Source organism: Agrobacterium larrymoorei, assembly GCF_005145045.1.
Lineage (GTDB): Bacteria > Pseudomonadota > Alphaproteobacteria > Rhizobiales > Rhizobiaceae > Agrobacterium > Agrobacterium larrymoorei.
This window is the reverse complement of the sequence record NZ_CP039691.1, coordinates 870449-893112: the sequence shown is the minus strand read 5'-3', so window position 1 is coordinate 893112 and position 22664 is coordinate 870449. Positions and strand designations below refer to the sequence as shown.

Genomic DNA, 22664 nt, shown 5'->3' with positions numbered 1-22664 from the left:
ACGCTTTCTCATCACCGCAAGAGCAAAATTATCACACAAAAGCAAAATTCCGCCGCATAAACAGGGTCGCTTTCCGCAAAACAACACAGTATAGATTTGCGGGTTTGAGTTAAGGGCGTCCCGGGGCGCCATGAGCAGGAAAGCAAGAAATGACGAATGTAGTCGTGGTCGGCTCGCAGTGGGGCGATGAAGGCAAGGGTAAGATTGTTGACTGGTTGTCCGAGCGTGCCGACGTCGTCGTGCGCTATCAGGGCGGTCATAATGCCGGTCATACGCTTGTCATTGATGGCGTCAGCTACAAGCTGTCGCTGCTCCCTTCCGGCGTTGTCCGCCCCGGCAAGCTGGCCGTCATCGGCAATGGCGTCGTCGTCGATCCGCACGCGCTGATCGCGGAAATGGGCCGTCTGGAAGCCCAGGGCGTGAAGGTTACCGCTGAGAACCTGCGCATTGCCGACAACGCGACCCTCATTCTCTCCCTGCACCGCGAGCTGGATGGCATGCGCGAAGATGCCGCTTCCAACAGCGGCACCAAGATCGGCACGACGCGCCGCGGCATCGGCCCGGCCTATGAAGACAAGGTCGGCCGCCGCGCAATCCGCGTGATGGATCTGGAAGACCGCGAGGCGCTGTCCGCCAAGGTGGACCGTATCCTCACGCACCACAACGCGCTTCGCCGCGGTTTCGGCGCTGCCGAAGTCAGCCACGACACGATCATGGAAGAGCTGACCTCGATCGCAGACAAGATCCTGCCCTTCAGCGAAACCGTGTGGCTGCTGCTGGACAAGAAGCGCCGCGCTGGCGCGCGCATCCTGTTCGAAGGCGCTCAGGGCTCGCTGCTCGATATCGACCACGGCACATATCCCTATGTCACCTCGTCCAACACGGTTGCAGGTCAGGCAGCTGCCGGTTCCGGCATGGGTCCGGGTTCGCTGGGTTACATTCTCGGCATCACCAAGGCTTACACGACGCGCGTTGGCGAAGGCCCCTTCCCGACCGAATTGAACGATGAAATCGGTCAGTTCCTCGGTGAAAAGGGTCATGAATTCGGCACCGTCACAGGCCGCAAGCGCCGTTGCGGCTGGTTCGATGCGGCACTGGTTCGCCAGTCGGTTGCCACCAACGGCATCACCGGCATTGCGCTGACCAAGCTCGACGTTCTGGACGGGCTGGATGAGCTGAAGATTTGCGTCGGCTACAAGCTGGACGGTCAGGAAATCGAACACCTGCCAGCAAGCCAGGGTGCACAGGCACGCGTGGAGCCGATCTACATCACGCTGGAAGGCTGGAAAGAATCGACGGTCGGTGCCCGCAAATGGGCGGATTTGCCTGCTCAAGCAATCAAGTATGTTCGTCAGGTCGAGGAATTGATCGGCGCACCGGTGGCCCTGCTCTCCACCAGCCCAGAGCGCGACGACACCATACTTGTGACTGATCCATTTGAGGATTAATCTCCTCCGCGGTCAGGATTCATAAACCATTTCGGGTCAGCATATGCTGGCCTCGACGAGAAAGTGCTTATGGCGGATTTTGTAGCAGTCATTCGCAAAGCCGTGGATGGCTTGGCGAACAATACTCCCGAAAACCGGGCGAAGGTATACGACAAGGCGCGTAGCGCTGTCGTGCGCCAGCTTGAGAACATGAAGCCGCGCCCGCCGGAAGAACTGCTTCGCCGGCAGATCCTGAAGCTGGACACGGCTATTGCCGAGGTCGAGGGTGAATACGCAGAAGCACTTCCCGCAACCGAGGAAGAGCAGGACGATATCGCGCCTGCCGCAGCAGACGTCTCTTTTCCCTATTATGAAGAAAGCGTAGCGCAGGAACAGCGCTACGCCGAAGAGCCCGATACGGTCGAACCCGTCCGTCTCGAGCCGGAACATCACGCCGAGCCGGAAACGGCGCATCATGCCTACGAGGAAGAACCTCGCGAAGAAGAACGCTATGCGGAGACGGAACCTGTCGAGGAACCGGCTTACCGCGCAGCCGAGGTAGCCCCGGAGCCCGAAGCTTACCGGGAGCCGGAAGCCTACCACGCGGAAGAAATCGAGCCCGAGCCCTATAAGCCAGCCGAGGCTTATCGTGACGAAGCGCCAAGCTATTTCACCACCAACACGGAAGAGGTCCATTACGCGCCCGTTCAGCATGAACCGGTAGCGGAAGAGGACCACGCGCATCGCGATTGGGTCGGTCAGGATAACCAGGGCGAAGAGCCATGGCAGAAGGCGGACGATGCTGCCGTAGAACATTACGAAGAAGCGCCGCGCCACGAAGAACAGCCTGCTGCGCATGAGCGGGACGACGAGGTTCTGCACGAAAATGAGCCCCTGCCCTATGCTGCGGGCTATAACGGGCAAGCCAATTATTACGGCGAAGTGCATGTCGAACCCGAGCATCGCCAAGCGCCTGAAGAGCATCGCTATGCCGCGGAGCCAGTCGCTTTCGAAGACGAGCGCCAGCAGCATGAAGAACCGGTAGCGCAGGACAAGCCGAAACAGGCAGTGGTTGAGGACTTCTCGTCCTATTTCCAGGACACCGCGCTCGATCTGCCATCAAAGAACTCGCCCGCCCTTCCGCGCGCGGATGAGGATCCTTTCGCCGTCGACTCCGCCAAGAAAGACGACAAGGAACGCACCCCTTGGGACGATCTGGAAGACCTGATCGGCTATGATGGCGGCGTCAATGATCGTGGCGACAAGGCAAGCAATTCCAATTTCGATTCCGGCTTCGTCAGCGAGGGTATTCCCGCCGCTGCCTATGCCACGAAGAAGAAAAAGAAGCGCAATTACGCCGGTATCGTCCTCGGCCTCGGCATTCTGGTCGTTCTGGCAGGCGGCGGTTACGCGCTTTGGGCCAACCGCGATGCGCTGAACGACATGGTCGGTGGTCTCGTCAATTCGGCGCAGACCGGCAATGGCTCAAGCGGTTCAACGCAGACGGCATCCGCACCGGCGAACGGCACCACGACGCCCGCACCGACCCAGCCCGCGACCAACGGACAGCAAAGCCAGACGACGCCACCGGCTGCGACACCAGCGGATGACGGCTCCGTTACCGGCACCAAGTTCACCCAGCGGCTCCTGGCCGATGGCACGGAACGTGACGAAGGTGCAGGCCCGGGCGCCAATGGCCAGCCTGCAACGGCGGAGGGCCAGTCGGTCTATCAGCAGAACGAGGCTCCGGCCCAGACCAACGCCACCACACCTGCCCCGGCAGGTCAGGCACCGGCGCAGCAGACACCCGCAGCGACTGCCGCAGCCAAGGGCGACCGCATGTTCCTCTATGAAGAGGTGCTTGGACAAACGGTCCCGACGGCCATCGAAGGTACGGTTTCCTGGTCGTTGCAGAGTGAACAGGATGATGCTGGCAAGCCATCTTCCACGGTGCAGGGCCAGATCAACATTCCGGGCCGCGGCTTGAGCGCCTTGATCACCTTCAAGCGCAATACCGATCCGTCCCTCCCAGCCAGCCATCTGGTCGAGATCGTCTTCTCGGTTTCGCCCGGCTTCGAAGGCGGCGCCATCGACAGCGTCCAGCGCATTGCCATGAAGTCCACCGAGCAGGACAGGGGCAACGCCCTGATCGCCGTTCCGGCAAAGATCACCGACGATTTCCACATGATCGCGCTAAACGACTTCCCGGATGCTCGCAAGACCAATCTGGAACTGATGAGAACGCGTGACTGGATCGATATTCCGGTTGCTTACCGCAACGGCCGCCGCGCACTTCTGACCCTTCAGAAGGGTGCAGATGGCAAGGCTGCGTTCGACACCGCACTGCGCGAATGGACGGCAGCGTCTCCAGCCGACGGCCAGTAAAATCAGACCTCAAAGAAAAGCCCCGGTGAACATCTTCACCGGGGCTTTTGCTTGGGAGGTATTCGCTGAAACAGGGACGCGAGGTTACGCGTCGACTACGCGCAGTGCCTTCGCCGCTTCCTCAGCTTCCTTCTGTACCGCGTCCTGCACCTTTTCGAAGGCGCGAACCTCGATCTGGCGCACGCGCTCGCGGCTGATGTCGAACTCGCTGGACAGCTCTTCCAGCGTCACCGGATCTTCCGACAGACGGCGCGCCTCGAAAATGCGACGCTCACGATCATTCAGCACGCCAAGCGCCTTGGAAAGCATACGGCGACGGGTATCGAGCTCGTCCTGCTCGATCAGAACCGTTTCCTGGCTCTCATGGTCGTCCACCAGCCAATCCTGCCACTGGCCGGATTCACCTTCGGAAGCCTTGATCGGCGCATTTAGAGACGCGTCGCCGCTGAGGCGGCGGTTCATCGAAATAACTTCTTCCTCGGAGACCTGAAGCTTCGTCGCGATTTCCTTGACGTGTTCGTGCTTCAGATCGCCATCATCAATGGCCTGAAGGCGGCCCTTCAAACGGCGCAGGTTGAAGAACAGGCGCTTCTGGTTTGCGGTCGTGCCCATCTTCACCAGTGACCATGAACGCAGGATATATTCCTGAATAGAGGCCTTGATCCACCACATGGCGTAGGTCGCCAGACGGAAGCCGCGATCCGGGTCGAACTTCTTCACCGCCTGCATCAGGCCCACATTGCCCTCGGACACAACTTCGCCAATCGGCAGGCCATAACCGCGATAGCCCATGGCAATCTTCGCCACGAGACGGAGGTGGCTGGTTACCAGCTTATGCGCAGCATCGCGGTCGCCATGTTCGGCATAACGCTTGCCAAGCATGTACTCTTCCTGCGGCTCCAGCATAGGGAACTTGCGAATTTCATCGAGATAACGATTGAGACCGGCTTCACCGGCTGTAATGGATGGCAAACTATTGCGGGCCATAAAGCACCCCCTTTATATCTTTGTTCTAGGCAGGCTCCCTTCGATAAGGCGAACCAATGTCGCGGGTCATTATCGACCCCGCATCAACCCACGTAACAAATATGTATCGGCACAGCGCGTTTCAAGCGAACGCACTGTTCACACATCCGTTAATAATCTCCGCCGCAAAGGGACATCGGAAAAACCGCCTAGCGATAAATTCGTTCCGAAAAATTCGTCAGTCCAGAGCGGATCATCAACTCGTAAATCATCCTGCGGCCCATGGGATTGTGCAGCCGCGTCACCCTGGAACCCAGAAATTCCGTTTCCACATGGTCGAAGGCACCAAGTTCCTGCGACTGGGTTACGGCGTTCTCATAAAAGTCATGATATTCCCTGCGGCAGACATAGGTCTTGTATTTCGTCATGCAGAAAGCGGTGAAACAATCTCCCTGCGTGCGCAGAAAATCCGCAACGCCAACAGTCACTTCCGGCCACTGCGGATTGAAGGTGTCATCAAAGACGATGATGCCGTGGTCGTCCAGCACATCCATTGCCAATGCGCTGTCTGCCAGCACATGGTTCAGCATGTGCCCGCCATCGATGCTGAAAAAGCGCACCTTGCCGACCTTCTCAATCACCTCTTCCGGGGTCAGCAATGTGCTGTCTCCCTGAATGACGAGGTCCTGATCGATCTTGAGGTTAAGCTTTTTGCCGTTCTCAAGAAAACGCTCATATTGCGAGAGCCCCTCCCCCTCGTCATCCAGATCGAAGAGATCGACCGCAAGAACCGGAGCATCGTCGCCCGCCACCCTGCGCAGAAGGAAATAGGAGCGGCCATAAAACACACCGATCTCCGCAATGCCACCGCCCAGCGAGCGCCGCTTCTGTGCATGGAGCAGGGAGGAAAAGACCAGAGCATCCGGCGGATCGATATAGCCTTCGATCTTCTGGAGATCGTGAAAGATAAACTTTCGGTCGTTTACATTCATCTTGTCTTTTCCCTGTTGCTTTGTGGCTTACCAAGGTGAGGGGATGAAATGTCTCGATGAAAATACGTTCAAGTCTTCTGGAAAATCAAACCGATATTTGCTGCAACGCAAAAACTATAGGAAATTGAAGCGAAATTGAGACAAGAATAAATTCATAAAACTTTAGCTTAACATGATAAACTAAATAGCAAACAAGCTCTGTTACTTGGAGCCATATTTGAACAAAAGAAAACCGGACAGAGATTTCCCTGCCCGGCGCGAATGCAAATGAATTTTGTTGTGGGTTTATGCTCTCAATGCGTCGGCAAGCGCCGCCATATCATCCGGCATATCCGTTTCGAATTCCATCACCTCGCCGGTGCGCGGATGTTCGAAAACGAGAAGATAGGCATGCAGTGCCTGGCGCGGAAAACGGTTGACCACGGTCTTCGCAGGCTCCGGCAGCAGATTGGCCTTTGTGCGAAACGCCGCCCCATATTCGGGATCGCCGATCAGCGGATGGCCGATATGGGCCATATGCACGCGGATCTGGTGCGTGCGCCCGGTTTCCAGCTGGCATTCAACCAATGATGCCAGGCAGGTGGCATCCGGTTTCTCATGATAGCGCTCCACCACGTCATAATGGGTAATGGCTTCACGCGCATCGATGGCGTCTTCATGCCTTACCGCGCGCTTGGTGCGGTCCGCGCCGCGCCCCAGCGGCGCATCGATGGTGCCGCGCAGGGATTTCGGACGCCCCCAGACGATGGCCTTGTAGGCGCGCTCCAGCGGGCCGGTTCGGCCATGGTCGGCAAATTGCGCGGCCAGATGCCGGTGCGCATTATCATTCTTGGCAACGACCATCACGCCGCTGGTTTCCTTGTCCAGACGGTGCACGATGCCCGGTCGGCGCACGCCGCCAATGCCGGAGAGGCTATCGCCACAATGATGGATCAGCGCGTTGACCAGCGTTCCGGTCCAGTTTCCCGCGCCCGGATGCACCACGAGACCCGGCGGCTTCAACAGCACGATCAGGTCTTCATCCTCATATTCCACCTCAAGCGGAATATCCTCACCCTTGGGTTCCGGGTCTTCCGGCTCCGGCATGGTAATCTCGATGCGGTCGCCGACGCGGATCTTCTTTTTGGGCTCGGTGACCGCAGTACCGTTCAGGAAGACGGCCCCCTGCTCCATCAGCGCCTTGATGCGGCTGCGCGAAAGATCGCCCCCAACTTCTGCGGCAAGCCACGCGTCCAGACGCCCTTCCGCATCTTCGCCAGCAATCAGGACTTTCCTTGCGTCTCCGCCTTGTTTAAAGGGGTCGTTCATTCTTATTTTCCGATCAATCGATAATTCCAAGGACCCCGATGACGCAGATCGAGCAAGACGAACAGGAAGACAAGCCGCTAGACCCGGCCATGGAAAAAGTTCGCCGCAAGATGATCCGTTTGCAGATCGTGTCGGGCTCCGTGATGTTTATCAGCCTTATGGCTGTCTTCGGCGCCGTTGTCTATAAGGCGGTAGGTCCATCCAAAACCGCAACACTTGCGACGAACCAGTCGATGCAGGTGCCTTCGGATGCGCCGATTGCCGCCACCGCCAGCCTGCCGCCGGGCTTTACCATCGAAAACGTATCCTTCGCCAATGGCGACATGCTGTTTTACGGTCGCCTCGCCAATGGTACACGCAAGGCGCTGGTCTTCAACGTCCAGAACGGCCGCTTCGTCGCAGACGTCACCATCGATGCTCAATGAGCTTGCAGCCCTGCCGAACGGCGCTGTCCCGGTTGCGATGACGCAGGCGGATGACGCACGGATCGCCCCGTTTCGCGATATTCGCGAGCGGGACCTGATCGGCAGGCACGGCAAGTTCATCGTGGAAGGCACCGTCGTACTGCGCATGCTGGCAGCAGCGCATAAGGCAGGCGGCGATTTCCGTGCAGACTGCATCCTCATCCTGAAGAACCGCCTCGCCGGTGTTCTGGATATTCTCAGCGAGTTTCCACCAGATGTGCCGGTGTATGTGGCGGAAGCGGAGGTGCTGGATAGCATCGTCGGCTTCCACCTCCACCGCGGCATTCTGGCGCTCGGCTCCCGCACCGGCACGCGCAATATGCTGGATACGATCCGAAGCTTGCCCGAGACATCGCTGGTCGTTGCGGGCTGCGGTATCTCGAACCATGACAATATGGGCGCAATGTTCCGCAACGCCGCCGCCTTTCTGGCCGATGCGGTATTTCTGGATGCCACCTCCTGCGACCCGCTTTATCGTAAGGCGCTGCGCGTCTCTGTCGGCTCCGTCCTGTCGGTGCCTTATCATCGCGGCGGCAACGCGCTTTCCATGCTAGAGATGCTGGCGGCGGAAGGCTTTGAAATCTGGAGCCTGTCCCCATCCGGCAGCACCGAAATTCGCGAGATACCACGCTCACCGCGCATGGCCTTGGTCATCGGAACGGAAGGTGACGGCCTGCCGCCTGAACTTCTGTCGCGCTTCCATTCGGCCCGAATTGCGCAGTCCCCTCACCTCGATAGCCTCAATGCAGGCACGGCCTCTGGCCTTGCACTCTATCAGATGGCAACGACCATGGGACGACTCTAAACAAAAGGTTAATAGCTCGCTTTTGAGTTAACCTTGTCTCAAAACCCGGCATTAAGATTTACGATTTACTAATTCGCAGAACGAAAGGTTTCTGCGATGCGTAGCGTTTTTGTCGCCGTTTTTCTTCTCATCGTTCTGGCAGGCTGTGCGACCGCCCCGTCGCAGATCACCAATGCCTGCGCGATTTTCGAACAGCGCAACGGCATGTTCAACAACTGGCGCAAGGATGCGCAGGCAGCCCAACGCGAATTCGGCGTGCCCGTGCCGGTGATGATGGCAACCATCTACACGGAATCCAGCTTCCAGCCCTATGCCCGCCCGCCACGCACCAAGCTCTTCGGCTTCATTCCATGGACCCGCCAGTCCAGCGCCTATGGCTACGCACAGGCACTGGACGGCACCTGGGATCGCTATCGCCGAGAAACCGGCCGCTGGAACGCCAGCCGCACCGATTTCACCGACGCCATCCATTTCGTCGGCTGGTACCACTCCACCAGCAACCGCCAGAACGGCATCGCCCTCAACGACCCCTACAATCTCTACCTCGCCTACTATTCCGGCCATGGCGGCTACGCGAAGGGCGTCTGGCGCAACAATGTTGCCATCCAAAAAGCTGCGCGGCGTTCCGCCAATATGGCGATCCGCTACGAGGCGCAGCTTCGGGATTGTGGGTATTGAAAAACAGGTCTGAGGGGCTGAAGGCAGAGCAGTAAATCATGACGATAGCGGGAGTTAAGTCATGGATTTTTAGGTGGCAGGTGCAGCCCGAGGCGGATGAAACATTGTTCTCCCAACACTCCGCATGCTAAACGCGCGCCATCAACTCACAGCGAGAAAACAAATGCTGCCCTGGATAGAACTGGACCGTGCCCCCATTCCCGGTGATGGCACCGAGTTGCGGCTGAAGCAGCGGGGGCAAGAGTTTTCGATCATGCTCGGTTCGAACGAGCTGATGAACAGCCGGTTGAGTGGGTCCGAAGAGGCGCTGGCGACCTTGTCTTGCGGGCGGATTGCTGGTCGCGCAAAGCAGAGTGTTTTGATCGGCGGGCTGGGCATGGGGTTTACGCTTCGGGCAGCGCTAGGCGTGTTGCCTGATGATGCGAAAGTGACGGTGGCAGAACTGGTGCCAGCCGTTGTGGAGTGGGCGCGTGGGCCAATGGCGGCGCTTCATGAAGGCACGCTAGATGATGGGCGCGTCGATATTCATATTGGTGATGTGGGTGCGCTGATCCGCTCGAAAAAAGCGGCTTACGATGCGATTTTGCTGGATGTGGACAATGGGCCGGATGGGCTTTCGCGGCCATCCAACGACAGCCTTTATGATCGCCATGGGTTGTTGGCGGCGCAGACGGCCTTGCGGTCGGGCGGGGTTCTGGCCGTCTGGTCTTCCGCGCCGGATGCCGCTTTCACGCGACGGCTGAAACAGGTCGGGTTTGCAACGGATGAGGTGCCGGTTCGCGCCAATGGCAAACGCGGCGGTGCGCGGCATATGTTGTGGCTGGCGACGAAGGTGTAGTTTGGAGTGTCGATTTCAGGGTGATTGTGGCGGGCGTTTGCGGTGGAGTGACGGCGGCGCCTCGCTCTCTGCCGTCATCCTCGGGCTTGACCCACTGCTGTCCGGTTTAAATTTCTGGACAAGGCGCATGACATTGATTCTACTCGGTTTCAGACGTTTCGCGGCGATCTGGACACGAACAGGAGATCAACGTCATGCGCCACCAGAATAGCGTTTTTCATCAAATACAGAAGCATGTTCCCTGGCAGGTCTTCGAAGGGCTTGTGGATAAGTACAAGGGCGATCACAGGGTTCGGCGGTTTTCGATGAAGGACCAGTTGCTGGCGCTTCTGTTTGCCCAGCTTTCCGGCGCGCAAAGCCTGCGCGAGATCGAGGCAGGGCTGTCGAGCCACCGCAACCAGCTTTATCATCTGGGTGCCCACGGCGTGGCGCGCTCCACCCTTGCCGATGCCAATGCCACAAGGCCTGCGGGCGTCTTTGCCGATCTGTTCTCCCATATGGCGGCTGCCGCCAGCCGAAGAACCCGTCGCCATATCCGCGATGCGGTGCGCCTGCTCGACGCCACCCGCGTCGCCCTCTCCTCCATGAGCGATGGCTGGGCCGATATGGTCAGCGGGCGCAGAGCCGCCAAGCTGCATGTCGCCTACGATCCGAATGGCGACATCCCCATGGCGATGACCATGACAGGCCAGAGAACCAACGACATCGTGCCCGCAAAGGCCATGCCGATCGAACCCGGCATGACCTATGTCTTTGATCTGGCTTACTATGATTTCGCGTGGTGGGCAGCGCTGGACCGGGCAGGCTGCCGCTTCGTCACACGGCTGAAGACCAACACGCATCTTCAGGCCGCCACCGAACAGCCTCCAAGCGAGAGCGATCACATCCTGTGCGACAGGATCGGGCTGTTGGCACAACGCATGGCGCGCTCGAGACGCAATCCCTTTTCCGAACCGTTGCGCGAGATCGCGGTGCGGATCGACACGGGCAGGACCATCCGGCTCGTCACCAACGATCTGGATGCGCCAGCCGAAGAGATTGCCGAGCTTTACAAACAGCGCTGGCAGATCGAACTGTTCTTTAAATGGGTCAAGCAGAACCTCAGGATACGCCATTTCTTCGGAGCATCCGAAAACGCCGTGCGCATCCAGACCTATGTCGCCCTCATCGCCTATCTTGTGCTGCGCATGGCGCAGGCCTGCCAGAGCGCCATCACGCAACCGCTCACCTTCACCCGCCTCGTACGCCTCAACCTCATGCACAAAAGGCGATCCGACCAACTCCTTAAACCACCCACACAACCGTCCAAATCCCCAAACCAGATGGTGCTGATGTGGGACTGAAATTTAAACCGGACAGTAGTGGGCTTGACCCGAGGATCTGACCACGTTGGACGTAGGGGTTCGTTGGATCCTCGGGTCAAGCCCGAGGATGACGGCGGAGGGTGGCGCGAACCTTTTCTTTCGCCCAAAAACACAAAAACCGCGCCAGCTTTCACCGGCGCGGTTTTAAACCTTGAACCTGAAGTCTCAGACTTCCGACTGGTTCTCGACGATCTTGCCGACGAGGCCGTAATTGACGGCTTCTTCTGCGCCGAGCCAGTAGTCGCGGTCGATGTCCTTGGCGATCTTTTCTTCCGACTGGCCGGTGGCCTTTGAGAAAATCTTGATCAGGCGCTGGTTCATCTTGATGATTTCGCGGGCCTGGATTTCGATGTCCGACGCCATGCCGCGTGTGCCACCGGAGGGTTGGTGAAGCAGGAAGCGGGTGTTGGGCAGGCAAAGACGACGTTCCTTCGGCACCGATACGTAGATCAGCGCGCCAGCGGAAGCGACCCAGCCCGTGCCGATGATATAGACCTTCGGCTTGATGAACTTGATCATGTCGTGGATGCTATCGCCGGATTCGACGTGGCCGCCGGGCGAATTCACGTAGACGCGGATATCGTCATCGCTGGCAGCAGCAAGAGCCACGAGCTGGGTGCAGACCTTCTGCGCCAGTTCCTGTGTGATACCGCCATAGATGAAGATCGAACGCGACTTGAAAAGATTCGCTTCCGTTTCCTTACCGATCGGCAGTTCCTTGCTCTTGTCGTCTTCTTCTTCGTTCATCATGCGACGGTCTCCAACGTAATTCATTACCTATCGGACATAGTGTGATTTGTGTCGTAAAACAATGAGCGAAAAAGACAAGGCGCGGAACTGCTTAATAAACAGGGCATGAGCCCGACCACCGGCAAATGCCGCATAGACAGCAAGTTCATGGCTAGGATATCGTTAATAACAATCGGTTGACCGGCATTCCCAAGAGCCGCGCCAGCCGGTGCAAAACAATATGAGAGGGATCGATGTTCAAGAGACTTTCAATCGCCGCAGCAGGTCTTGCCGCCACCACCCTGCCCGCCTTCGCCCACCTGAACCCGGAAGAGCACGGCTCCTTCATGGCGGGTGTCTCGCACCCGATTTTCGGTGCAGACCATATTCTGGCGATGGTGGCCGTCGGCCTCTGGGCCTCGCAGATTGCCAGCACCGAAGGCCGTAAAAACGCGCTTTGGGCAGTTCCGGCGGCGTTCGTCGGCACCATGGCGGTTGGCTTTTTCATGGCGGTCTATGGTGTCGGTCTGCCTTTCGTGGAGCCTGCAATTCTGGCATCTGTCATCGGGCTTGGCCTGTTGGTGGCGGTGGCGGCGAAGCTGCCGACATCTGCGGCAGCAGCCGTTGTGGGCGTGTTTGCGCTGTTTCACGGCCATGCGCATGGTGGCGAGCTGGGCTCTGCTGGCGCGCTGCAATTCGGCATCGGCTTCATGATTTCCACCGCGCTGCTGCATCTGGCAGGCGTGGCGCTTGGCCTTGGCGTCTCGCGTTTCGGCACCATTGCAGCGCGCGTGGCTGGCGGTTTGACGGCGATTGCGGGTCTTTCGCTCGCTTTCGGTGGATGAGGTATCACCTTACTGAAATGTAAGGTTTCCGGGGCTTTTAAAAGCCGGAATTGAACTCTAACTCCTTGGTATGCGTTTCCAGAGCGCCGTGCGTCCTTCAGGGCGCACAAGTACGCTCTACAGTGCGGGATTTGCGTGCCAAGGAGGCAAGACATGTCACCAGAAGAAACCCAACTTCTCAAATCCCTGTTCGACAGGGTGAAAACCGCATCCACCACCCAGAGAGACCCGGAAGCCGAAACGCTGATCAGTCAGGCGGTTCGCGACCAGCCGTCTTCGCCATATTATCTGGCGCAGGCGGTTATCGTACAGGAAAAGGGCCTCGAGGCCGCAGCGGCGCATATTCGCCAGCTGGAAGAGCGCATTCACCAGCTTGAGACCGGCACCGCAGACCAGCAGCGCGGCACGCAGGGCGGCTTCCTGAGCTCGATTTTTGGAAGCAACCAATCGCAGACGCCCGCTCCGGCACCGACTGCGCAACCGAGCTATCGAAACGATACGGCAGGCCAGACGGCTGGACCTTGGGGTCGCGGCCCCGAGCCTCAGCAGCAGCCAAGCGGCCCGTGGACGCAGCAGCCACAGACTTCCGCATTTGGGCGAATGGGCGGCGGCGGTGGCGGCTTTTTGCAGGGTGCGCTGGGTACGGCGGCGGGTGTGGCGGGCGGCATGCTGCTGGCCAACTCGCTGAGCGGCATTTTCTCCAACCACGTCGCGTCTTCCGGCTGGGGTGGCCTTGGCGGCGCGGGAACTGGCAATGCGCCGGTCGAGGAGACAGTCATCAACAACTACTACAATGATGACGACCGCTCGCAGCAGGATGCCACCGACAACAACGATAATCTGCAGCAGGCGGATTATGACGAAAGCAACGACGATACGGATTTCGATTCAGGCGATGGAGATTCCTTCGTCTGAATCGAATGCTGTCCGGCTTGACTGGGGAGATGGGTTTTCCGCAAGACGCCTCCTCCTTCCGTCATCCCGGCCTTGCGCCGGGATGACGGCGGTGAGGTTGCTCTGTCGATCCCCAAAGGAGGCTGCGGCACATCTCATCGTGCCCAAATCGCAAGCGGCCTGAACCCGATATTGAAAAGGGCCTAGCCCCGACCGCGATAGGTCGCCACGCCTTGATCCGGCAGCCAGACGCCTTCGGGCGCTGGCCCGGTTTGCCAGAACACATCGATGGGAATGCCGCCGCGCGGATACCAGTAAGCGCCGATGCGCAGCCATTTGGGTGCAAGCAGTTCTACGAGGCGCTTGGCGATATAAACCGAGCAATCCTCGTGGAAAGCGCCGTGGTTGCGGAAGGAATGCAGGAACAGCTTCAGCGACTTGGATTCCACGAGAAAATCGCCGGGGATATAATCGATCACGATATGAGCGAAATCCGGCTGGCCCGTCATGGGGCAGAGCGAGGTGAATTCCGGCGCGGTGAAGCGCACGACATAATCCGTTCCGGCATTGCCGTTCGGTACTTTTTCCAGAACAGCACTTTCCGGGTTTTCAGGCGACGCAACCTGCGCGCCCAGCTGCGACAGGCCGGAAACATCCGTCACTGACATGGTTCAAACTCCTGCTTCGATAACATCAACCTTGACGCCGTGCGCCACTTCACTCTCAGGCTCCACATGGATGCCAATCGTGGCGCCCGGTATGGCCTCCCTTATGGCATCTTCAAGGCGGTCGCAAATCTCATGCGCTTTTCCAACCGACATCGAGGCCGGAACCACGACGTGAAAATCGATGAAGGCGGCGGCACCGGCGCGGCGGGTCTTCAGATCATGCACGTTGAGAACGCCAGCCGAATTCTCGGAGATCGCCTGCCTGATCGCCTCATCCTCCTCGGGCTCCACGGCCTTGTCCATCAAACCGCCGAGGGAATGCAGAATGACTTTCGAGCCCTGGACGAGAATGTTGATGGCAACGAGGATGGCGAGAACGGGATCGAGAATGGCATAGCCGGTAGCGATTGCCAGCGCGAGGCCGATGAGAACGCCGCCCGAGGTGACGACATCCGACATGATGTGCTGACCATCGGCGGTGAGCGCAGGCGAAGCATGCTTCTTGCCGACACGAATGAGGATCGTTGCCCAGATGGCGTTGAGCGCACCCGCAAAGCCGTTGATCGCCAGACCCAGAACCGGCGCTTCCGGCAGGCGCGGCGCAAACAGCCCCGCATAGGCTTCCTTGACGATCAACAGCGCCGCAACGACGATCAGCACGCCTTCGATAACGGCAGAAATATATTCCGCCTTGTGGTGGCCGAACTGGTGATCGTCATCGGCAGGCTTCTGCGCATAACGAATGACGAAATAGGCGATGAAGGCCGCAACGACGTTGACGGTCGATTCCAGACCATCGGACAACAGCGCGACAGACCCCGTGACCCACCATGCCAGAAGCTTCAGGCCGAGGATCGCAAGTGAAAACGGAATGCCCCAGAAAGCCAGCTTTCTGACGAGAGCGTTACCTTCAGCGTTCATGACTAGACCCCGTGCGGATGCGAATGAATTGCAGAAATGGACCCCAAAACGCACGAACCGCCCACACGAAGGTTCGTGCAGGCGGTTCGCTGTTTGAGCGTTCTATGATTTAAAGTGGGCGCGGGGTCAAGCGCTTTCGGCTTCTTCCTGCTCGCAGAAACGGATGCGGTTTGCGAAGGGATCGGTCACTTCCATCTGAAGCCCCCAGGGCAGCTTTTCCACACCCGGCTTCATGAAGGTATAGTCCTTGGCGGCGAGTTCGCGCTGATAGGCTTCGATGTTAACGGTATTGACGAAAACATTCGAACCGGGCGTCGCATCGCCATGATGCCCGCTGAGATGCAGCACAAGTCCCGCGCGCGACACCTGCATATAAAGCGGAAAATTCTCCCCAAAGCGATGCTCCCAATCCACGGAAAAGCCGAGGAAATCCACGTAGAATTCCCGCGCCTTGGTCTCATCGAAAATGCGGAGAATGGGGCAGGTTCGGGTGAAATGTGGTTGGTTCGACATGTATCGCTCCCTCGGAATGCGGTGCTAAACCCTGCTCAACAGCAGCTTGATGCCCGCAAAGCCGAAGAACAAGGCAAGCGTTACCTCGATAGAGCGCTTGGCCTTCTGATAGATGCGGATGGCGGGTGCGGTGGAAAATAGCAGGGCGTAGCCGCAGAAGATGGTGAGGCCGAGGATGGCGCAGCCGCCGATGATGGCGGCGAGAGTGGCTGGGCCAGCGCCGGGCTTGAGGCCGAGCGACATGATGGCGAGCCAGCCGAGGACGGCTTTGGGGTTGGTGAGGTGAAGCAGCAGGCCGCGACGGTAGAGCTTGATGTAATCTGCGCGGCTGGTGGCGAGTGTGCCGGGCTCTGCCTGCGGTGCCCTCGCGAAGGCGGAGCGGGCGGATTTATAGGCCAGATAAAGAAGATAGAAGCCGCCTGCAATCTTGATGACGAAAAGCGCGTTGGCAAAGGTGGCGAGCACGGCGGACAATCCCGTTGCGGCGACCGTTGCCCAGCACAGCGAGCCGGTCATGACGCCGAGCGCGAGCACAATCGCGGGCGCCCTACCCTGGCTCATGGCAACGCCCATGATGGTCATGTTGCTAGGACCGGGGCTCGCAACCGCGATGATATAGGCGATGTAGACGATGAGAAGCTGGTGGAGGTCTAGCATCCGGCTGGCTTTCTTCGAGATGACGTTTCGGGGCCTATGTCATCCGAGCGGTGGGGTGGTGTCAATTCGGGGTAGGCCGAAGTTTTCGAGGGGAGTGGTCATTGGCGACCAGAACCGGGGCCAGCACAGGAAGGGTAGTACCGATACCCTCCGTCTACGGATTTGTAATCGACACACCGAACCGCCCATATGCGAAATATAGCCATTTCCTCGGTGTTCGGCTTTCGCTATGGTTGCACCGAGATCGGGAGTAACGAACCGGTCTTGGGGCCTTAGAAATCCCTTCACACAACGGTCGGTGTCGACCGTTAATGACACCCCTCAGCCATAGATTTGTGGCTGAGGCGGTCCATTGCGACTATATAGCTTTTCTGCCTTCATGGCTGGGGAGGTTCTGACGTAGGTCCAAGGCGCAAGCCTAAAGGTCAGTGCGGTCGTTTGTGTGCGGCTTTCTAACTCCCCGGCCACCAGAGGTACGTTTCCTCCGGTGGTCGCTTCCGTTCAATCCATGAGCGCCGGGAGATAGGCATGACCGAATACAGCGTCATCGCAGATTTGCTGCACACATTTAGAACCATGTCGGATGGGGTAAAGATCCTTGCCATCTACATGCCCTGCATCTTCGGTCTGGGCGCAATGGCGCTCTATCTCCACCATTTGCGGCACAAAAGCAGGCCGCGGGATGTGCAGGACGAAGGGCAGACCCTGCAAGGCACAATCTTGCCGCCGGACGAGGAGAGGCCATGGCTGAAAAAGACATGGACTGTCCCAGCAGAACACCCAACAGAACACCCAACTCTTGAAAAGCTGCGGCGTCTGAATGATTACGTGGCGCGGGAGGTGCTGCATGATAAGGACAAGCGTTGAGGGTGTGGCCCGACTACGGTCGTCCTCGGGGTAGTGTTTCGAGCAAGCCGAAACTGAGGTTGTACGGCCCATAACTTCGTCATCCTCGGGCTTGTTGTACAGCCTTGAGACATAGTTGACAGATGTTCGGAGACATCCCTGACAGTTTTGCTCTGTGGCAAAGGAGGTCGGGATGGCTTGGCGGGAGGTGTCTGTCGTGGATCAGCGAAGCGAATTTGTGATGCTTGCGTCGTTGGAGGGGGCCAATGTTTCGGCTTTGTCCAAGCGTTTCGGCATCAGTCGGCAGACGGGGTATCTTTGGCTGCGGCGGGCAAAGGCGGGAGAGACCGTGCAGGATCGCTCCCGTCGTCCGCATTCAAGCCCTTTTCGAACCCCCGATGATCTGGAGCGCAGTGTCGTCGATATTCGTGACGAGCACCCGGCCTGGGGTGCCCGCAAGATCGCAAGGCGAATGCGCGACCTTGGTATGGAGCCGCCTTGCGTCTCCACCGTGCATGCCGTTCTTTCCCGCCATGGCAGGATCGGGGCGCGACCGAGTGAGCGCATGGCAAACGGTCGCTTCGAGCGCGAGGCGCCCAACCTCCTCTGGCAAATGGACTTCAAAGGGCGCATCCAGATGGCCTGTGGCAACTGGTGCTATCCCCTAACCATCATCGATGACCACTCCCGCTTCGCCATTGCCATCGAAGCCTGCCCCAACGAGCAGCTGGAGACCGTTCGGGCCAGGCTGGAGGCGATCTTTCGTCGCTATGGCATGCCGATGGCCATTTACTGCGACAATGGCAATCCATGGGGTGCGGGCGTGCCCAATCAATGGACGCGGCTGCGGGTCTGGCTGTTGAAGCTTGGCATCGAATTGATCCATTCCCGGCCTTATCATCCGCAGGGTCGTGGCAAGAACGAACGGTTTCATCGTAGTCTCAAGGCGGAAGTGACGGACTTCACAACGCTCTTGGATCAGGCCCACGCCCAAAAAGCGTTCGACCGCTGGCGCCGTATCTACAATCACCATCGCCCGCACGAAGCGCTCGGCATGGCCGTGCCCGCAAGCCGCTATCGGCCTTCCTCACGTGCATTTCCCAACCAGCTTCCAGAGCCCATCTACGACAGAAGCGAGATCGTTCGCTGCGTCAGTTCGACCAAGGGCTATGTCAGCTTCAAGGGCAAGACCTGGCGGGTGCCGAACGCCTTCAGAAACGAACGCCTGGCCATCCGATCCCTCAACCGCACAGGCCTCTACGGCGTCTTCTTCGGCGCAACCCAGGTCGCAAAAATCAACCTTGAAAGCTAGGCCGCACTGTCAGGGATGTCTCCGAACATCTGTCAGGGATGTGTCCGGTCTTTACACTTGTCCCGAGGATCTGCCACGTTGCATCCGCTGAAGCGTGATTAGATCCTAGGGACAAGCCCTAGGATGACGGTAGAGGGGTTGGCCATGGTGTCTAAACATATCCCACGCTATTCTGCCGCCTCCGTCACCATCGAGCTTGCCCCACTGTTGTCCAGTCAAGTTGGCAGCGTTCCTGCACAGTTGCCCAAGTCAGTTAGCTCGACGGCTCCACCCCCTCGGCGTCATCCTCGGGCTTGACCCGAGGATCCATAACCGCTTGATTTCGTTGACGGCAATGGATCCTCGGCTTAAGGCCGAGGATGACGGTCGTGGGTTTGGCTATGTTCGTGAACGACCACCGTCGTACCGGATTTGATCCGGCATGCAGTCAGACCAAGTCTCTAGCCTGAAAGACTCTTCCGACGCGCAGACGCGCATCTGCTGGACCCCGCATCAAGTGCGGGGTGACGGGTGGGGGAGCTGTTCTCGCCTCAAACTATCCCCTCAGTCTACACCGGGCAGTGTTGGGCGAACTCGAAGACATGTAACAGCCAATCAAGCCGCCTTCGTCTTCGCCTTCTTCACCAAATGCGTCACCACGTTCTCGATCATCCGCATACCGGCATCGCCGCCCAGCGTCATGATGGATTCAGGGTGGAACTGGACGGCAGCCACCGGTTCCTTGGCGTGTTCGATGCCCATGATGGTGCCGTCTTCGCTTTCAGCCGTGATGATGAAATCGCGGTGGAGCGTGGCCGGATCGGCGAAGATGGAGTGGTAGCGGCCGACGGTGACTTCTTTGCCGAGGCCGGAGAAGACGAGGCCGGGTTCCAGCACGCGGATGCGCGAGGGTTTGCCGTGCATGGGGATGGCGAGCTGGCGCAGTTCGCCGCCGTAAGCTTCCGCAAGGGCCTGAAGGCCGAGGCAGACGCCGAAGATGGGGAGATCGCGCGAGCGGGCGGCCTTGATGGTGGCCTTGCAATCGAAATCGCCGGGGTTGCCAGGGCCGGGCGAGAGCACGACGAGATCGGGCTGGAAGCGGTCGAAGATTTCTGCCGCGACGGGTGAGCGCACGGTGGAGACGGTTGCGCCCGTCTGGCGGAAGTAGTTTGCCAGCGTGTGGACGAAGCTGTCCTCATGATCCACCAGCAGGATTTTGACGCCGGTTCCGACCTTTGCCGCATCCCGCTTGGTTGCGGTGGAGTTCTGGGCTTTCGCATCGCGAATGGCTGAAATCATGGCCGATGCCTTCAGTTCGGTTTCCGCTTCTTCTTCCTGCGGGTTGGAATCGTTGAGCAGCGTGGCCCCCGCCCGCACTTCCGCAATACCATCCTTGATGCGGATGGTGCGCAGCGTCAGGCCCGTGTTCATATCGCCGTTGAAGCCAACCATACCGATGGCGCCACCATACCATGCGCGCGGGCTCTTTTCATGGCTTTCGATGAAGCGCATGGCCCACAGCTTCGGCGCACCGGTAACTGTGACGGCCCATGCATGGCTGAGGAAGCCGTCAAAGGCATCCATATCATCGCGCAGGCGGCCTTCGATGTGGTCCACCGTGTGGATGAGGCGCGAATACATCTCGATCTGGCGGCGACCGATGACCTTGACCGAACCGGGCTCGCACACCCGGCTCTTGTCGTTACGGTCCACATCCGAACACATGGTGAGTTCGGATTCATCCTTCTTGGAATTCAACAGCTTGAGGATCTGTTCGCTATCGGCAATCGGGTCATCGCCGCGCTTGATGGTGCCGGAAATCGGGCAGGTTTCGATACGGCGACCGGAGACGCGCACGAACATTTCCGGCGAGGCACCGACCAGATATTCCTGATGGCCAAGATTGATGAAGAAGGAATAGGGCGACGGGTTGATGGCCTTCAGGCGGCGTGAGATGGCCGATGGATTGCTGTCGCAACGCTCCATGAATTTCTGGCCGGGCACGACTTCGAACAGATCGCCACAACGGAAGCTTTCCTTCGCCTTGGTGACCAGTTCAGCATATTCGCCGGGGTGATGATCGCCGCGCGGAGGAATAGTGTCTGTCTTCACGAACGGTTCCGGCGCGATGTCTTCTGCCTTGCCATGCGTTGTGACGCCAGCCTTTTCGAAATCATAGCGATCCACCCAGGCTTTGGCGGAATAATGGTCCACCACCAGAATTTCATCTGGCAGGAAGAGAACCATATCGCGCTGGCCTTCCGGGCGCTGAAGGGAGAGCTTGATGGCATCGAACTGGAATGCCAGATCGTAACCGAAGGCACCGAAGAGGCCGATGGCGGAATCCGCACTGGAATAGAAGAGGTCGACCACGGCGCGAAGGGCTGTGAACACAGTCGGGATCTTGGAGCGTTCTTCCTCGGTGAAAACGCGGTCCGGCTCGTTGACGGTGAGGTCGAGACGGCGGGTGGTCAGTTCGCCAAGCGTCAGGTCCGGCGTCTGCTTCAGCTTTTCTGCGATGAAGGAGAGCAGCACTTCGCCACGGCCATTATAGGCCTCGATCCACATGTTGCGGCCAAACGAGGAAATGCCGAGCGGCGGATCGATGATGGCGGTATCCCAGCGCGTATAGCGGCCCGGATATTCGTAATTGGACGAGAAGACGGCGCCGCGACGGGAATCGAGGCCTTCGACGTAAGAGTCGATGGCGCCTGCGTAGTCCGCCGCGCGGCGCTGGCGGGTGACTTTGATGCCGCCTTTGGTCTCGTAGGTCTCGGACCCGTCATCATGAATAATCGTTACCATTCTCGCAGTTCCCGTTTCCAGAGCCTTCCCGCATTTCTTCGAAACGCGAAAACGCTCTTAGTTTTTGTTTGACGCATTATCCGCACGCAAAACCGCTACGCACTTTTGCTGGAAATGCTCTGAACCCGATGACAGGCGGCATAACAACAAAAAAGCCGCCTGAGATTTCGGGCGGCTTGGACTTGTCTTGTAAACATGACTGGTCAAGGCCGCGTTAGCTGACCCACCACCAGTTAGCAATGTTCTTCGACACTGTGTTCATGGGCAGAATTGTTAGCGGCAAGCGGGCGGCTTGGCAAGCGGGATTTATGGCGGGATTTGAACCCGATGGCGCATTGGCGCGTTGTGGCTGCGGCGCAAACAGGGAGCGACCGATCTCGATGTTTCACAGATTTCTCATGCTGGCAGCATCCACGCTGCTGATCGCCGCTGCCGAACCGCCGAAGGATGTGCCGGTTCCACAGGAAAAACCGCAGCAGGAAGCGCCATCCGCCAAGCCGGAGAGCGATAAGCAAAAAGAGGAAACGCCCCCTCCTCCGCCTGCGGAAAATACGGTTCCGAAGCCGGAGGAAAAGCCGGAAGTGCCAGTGAAGCCAGATGCAGCACCGGCAGGGGAAGCAAAGCCGGATGAGAAAAAGCCTACCGCTGATAAACCTGCCGAAGAGAAGAAGGCCGAGGAGCCCACGCCTGAGCCGGTGAAGGAAGAGAACCCGGAAGAACTGAAGGCGTGTCTCACCGAGTTGAAGGAGCTTGGTGCGGAGTTTCGTGAGATCGACGCCATCAAGGGCGAGGAAGAGGGATGCGGCATCGCCTCCCCGCTCGAACTCTCCGTCGTCATCCCCGGCATCAAGCTGGAGCCGAAGGGTACGATGCGCTGCGAGGCGGCGCTGGCGCTTTCCCGCTGGGCGAAGAATGTGGTGGTGCCAACCGCGAAGATCGCCGTGCCTGACAGGCAGGTGACAGCCTTCGGCCAAGCCTCCACCTATATCTGCCGCAACCGGAACAGCGCCGAAACCGGCAAGATTTCCGAACACGCGAAAGGCAACGCAGTGGATATCGCCACCATGACATTCGACAAGGGCGAACCGCTGGTGATGAAACCGCGCCACGAAGACGGCACCATGGAAGGCGCCTTCCAACGCACCATCACCACCGCCGCCTGCCTCTTCTTCCGCACCGTCCTCTCGCCGGGAAGCGATGCGACGCATCAGGACCATCTGCATCTGGATGTACTGGAGCGAAAGGGCGGGTATTTGTATTGCCGGTAG

General features: G+C 58.8%; 20 protein-coding genes and 1 pseudogene. 12 read left to right on the top strand and 9 right to left on the bottom strand.

The window, feature by feature from the left end; genetic code table 11:
* Positions 1-149: 149 nt before the first annotated feature.
* Positions 150-1448 (top strand): adenylosuccinate synthase, encoded by a 1299-nt coding sequence (locus CFBP5473_RS04160; RefSeq protein ID WP_027675789.1) that lies wholly within the window; start codon positions 150-152, stop codon positions 1446-1448.
* Positions 1449-1517: 69 nt separating this feature from the next.
* Entirely contained in the window at positions 1518-3812 is a 2295-nt protein-coding gene (locus CFBP5473_RS04155; RefSeq protein ID WP_027675790.1) for a hypothetical protein, read from the top strand.
* A gap of 84 nt (positions 3813-3896) precedes the next feature.
* Here the strand turns inward: CFBP5473_RS04155 and rpoH are convergent, their stop codons facing one another.
* From rpoH to CFBP5473_RS04140, 3 genes are all read right to left on the bottom strand, one after another.
* Entirely contained in the window at positions 3897-4799 is a 903-nt protein-coding gene (rpoH, locus tag CFBP5473_RS04150; protein ID WP_027675791.1) for an RNA polymerase sigma factor RpoH, read from the bottom strand.
* A 188-nt stretch (positions 4800-4987) separates the two neighbouring features.
* Entirely contained in the window at positions 4988-5770 is a 783-nt protein-coding gene (locus tag CFBP5473_RS04145; RefSeq protein WP_027675792.1) for a class I SAM-dependent methyltransferase, read from the bottom strand.
* A 285-nt stretch (positions 5771-6055) separates the two neighbouring features.
* Entirely contained in the window at positions 6056-7078 is a 1023-nt protein-coding gene (locus CFBP5473_RS04140) for an RluA family pseudouridine synthase (protein ID WP_027675793.1), read from the bottom strand.
* Between the two features lie 38 nt (positions 7079-7116).
* On the opposite strand from CFBP5473_RS04140, the gene CFBP5473_RS04135 reads away from it, so the two are divergent.
* From CFBP5473_RS04135 to CFBP5473_RS04115, 5 genes are all read left to right on the top strand, one after another.
* Entirely contained in the window at positions 7117-7503 is a 387-nt protein-coding gene (locus tag CFBP5473_RS04135) for a hypothetical protein (RefSeq protein ID WP_027675794.1), read from the top strand.
* A 37-nt stretch (positions 7504-7540) separates the two neighbouring features.
* Entirely contained in the window at positions 7541-8347 is an 807-nt protein-coding gene (locus CFBP5473_RS04130) for a TrmH family RNA methyltransferase (RefSeq protein ID WP_413228971.1), read from the top strand.
* Between the two features lie 96 nt (positions 8348-8443).
* A complete protein-coding gene (locus CFBP5473_RS04125) occupies positions 8444-9025 on the top strand; it encodes a transglycosylase SLT domain-containing protein (protein WP_027675796.1) in 582 nt (193 codons plus the stop codon).
* Between the two features lie 163 nt (positions 9026-9188).
* Positions 9189-9863 carry a spermine/spermidine synthase domain-containing protein gene (locus CFBP5473_RS04120; protein WP_027675797.1) on the top strand — a complete coding sequence of 225 codons (675 nt, stop codon included), beginning with the start codon at positions 9189-9191 and terminating at the stop codon, positions 9861-9863.
* A gap of 194 nt (positions 9864-10057) precedes the next feature.
* Positions 10058-11206, top strand: coding sequence for an IS4 family transposase (locus tag CFBP5473_RS04115; protein ID WP_136954314.1), 1149 nt, complete (start codon positions 10058-10060; stop codon positions 11204-11206).
* Positions 11207-11392: 186 nt separating this feature from the next.
* Here the strand turns inward: CFBP5473_RS04115 and CFBP5473_RS04110 are convergent, their stop codons facing one another.
* Entirely contained in the window at positions 11393-11974 is a 582-nt protein-coding gene (locus tag CFBP5473_RS04110; protein WP_027677312.1) for an ATP-dependent Clp protease proteolytic subunit, read from the bottom strand.
* A 236-nt stretch (positions 11975-12210) separates the two neighbouring features.
* Here CFBP5473_RS04110 and CFBP5473_RS04105 point away from each other — a divergent pair, with 236 nt between their 5' ends.
* Entirely contained in the window at positions 12211-12801 is a 591-nt protein-coding gene (locus CFBP5473_RS04105) for a HupE/UreJ family protein (RefSeq protein ID WP_027677313.1), read from the top strand.
* A gap of 153 nt (positions 12802-12954) precedes the next feature.
* Positions 12955-13716, top strand: coding sequence for a DUF2076 domain-containing protein (locus CFBP5473_RS04100; protein WP_027677314.1), 762 nt, complete (start codon positions 12955-12957; stop codon positions 13714-13716).
* A gap of 182 nt (positions 13717-13898) precedes the next feature.
* On the opposite strand, the gene queF is transcribed toward CFBP5473_RS04100, so the two are convergent.
* The 4 genes from queF to CFBP5473_RS04080 all read right to left on the bottom strand — a co-directional run bounded on the left by queF (position 13899) and on the right by CFBP5473_RS04080 (position 16454).
* Entirely contained in the window at positions 13899-14363 is a 465-nt protein-coding gene (gene queF / locus CFBP5473_RS04095; protein ID WP_027677315.1) for a preQ(1) synthase, read from the bottom strand.
* Between the two features lie 3 nt (positions 14364-14366).
* The gene (locus tag CFBP5473_RS04090) at positions 14367-15284 is read right to left on the bottom strand and encodes a cation diffusion facilitator family transporter (RefSeq protein ID WP_027677316.1); all 918 of its coding nucleotides are present in this window, start codon (positions 15282-15284) and stop codon (positions 14367-14369) included.
* 126 nt (positions 15285-15410) lie between these two features.
* Positions 15411-15797, bottom strand: a complete 387-nt coding sequence (locus CFBP5473_RS04085) for a glyoxalase superfamily protein (protein WP_027677317.1) — start codon at positions 15795-15797, stop codon at positions 15411-15413.
* A gap of 24 nt (positions 15798-15821) precedes the next feature.
* The gene (locus CFBP5473_RS04080; RefSeq protein WP_027677318.1) at positions 15822-16454 is read right to left on the bottom strand and encodes a LysE family translocator; all 633 of its coding nucleotides are present in this window, start codon (positions 16452-16454) and stop codon (positions 15822-15824) included.
* Positions 16455-16982: 528 nt separating this feature from the next.
* Between CFBP5473_RS04080 and CFBP5473_RS04075 the strand changes: the two genes are divergently transcribed.
* Both CFBP5473_RS04075 and CFBP5473_RS04070 read left to right on the top strand, forming a co-directional pair.
* Positions 16983-17321, top strand: a complete 339-nt coding sequence (locus CFBP5473_RS04075; RefSeq protein ID WP_027677319.1) for a hypothetical protein — start codon at positions 16983-16985, stop codon at positions 17319-17321.
* Positions 17322-17493: 172 nt separating this feature from the next.
* Positions 17494-18710: pseudogene (locus CFBP5473_RS04070) on the top strand (IS481 family transposase).
* 496 nt (positions 18711-19206) lie between these two features.
* On the opposite strand, the gene CFBP5473_RS04060 reads toward CFBP5473_RS04070, so the two are convergent.
* On the bottom strand, positions 19207-21396 hold the full coding sequence (locus tag CFBP5473_RS04060) for an anthranilate synthase (protein WP_027677125.1): 2190 nt from the start codon (positions 21394-21396) through the stop codon (positions 19207-19209).
* Between the two features lie 380 nt (positions 21397-21776).
* Here CFBP5473_RS04060 and CFBP5473_RS04055 point away from each other — a divergent pair, with 380 nt between their 5' ends.
* Entirely contained in the window at positions 21777-22664 is an 888-nt protein-coding gene (locus CFBP5473_RS04055; protein ID WP_027677124.1) for an extensin-like domain-containing protein, read from the top strand.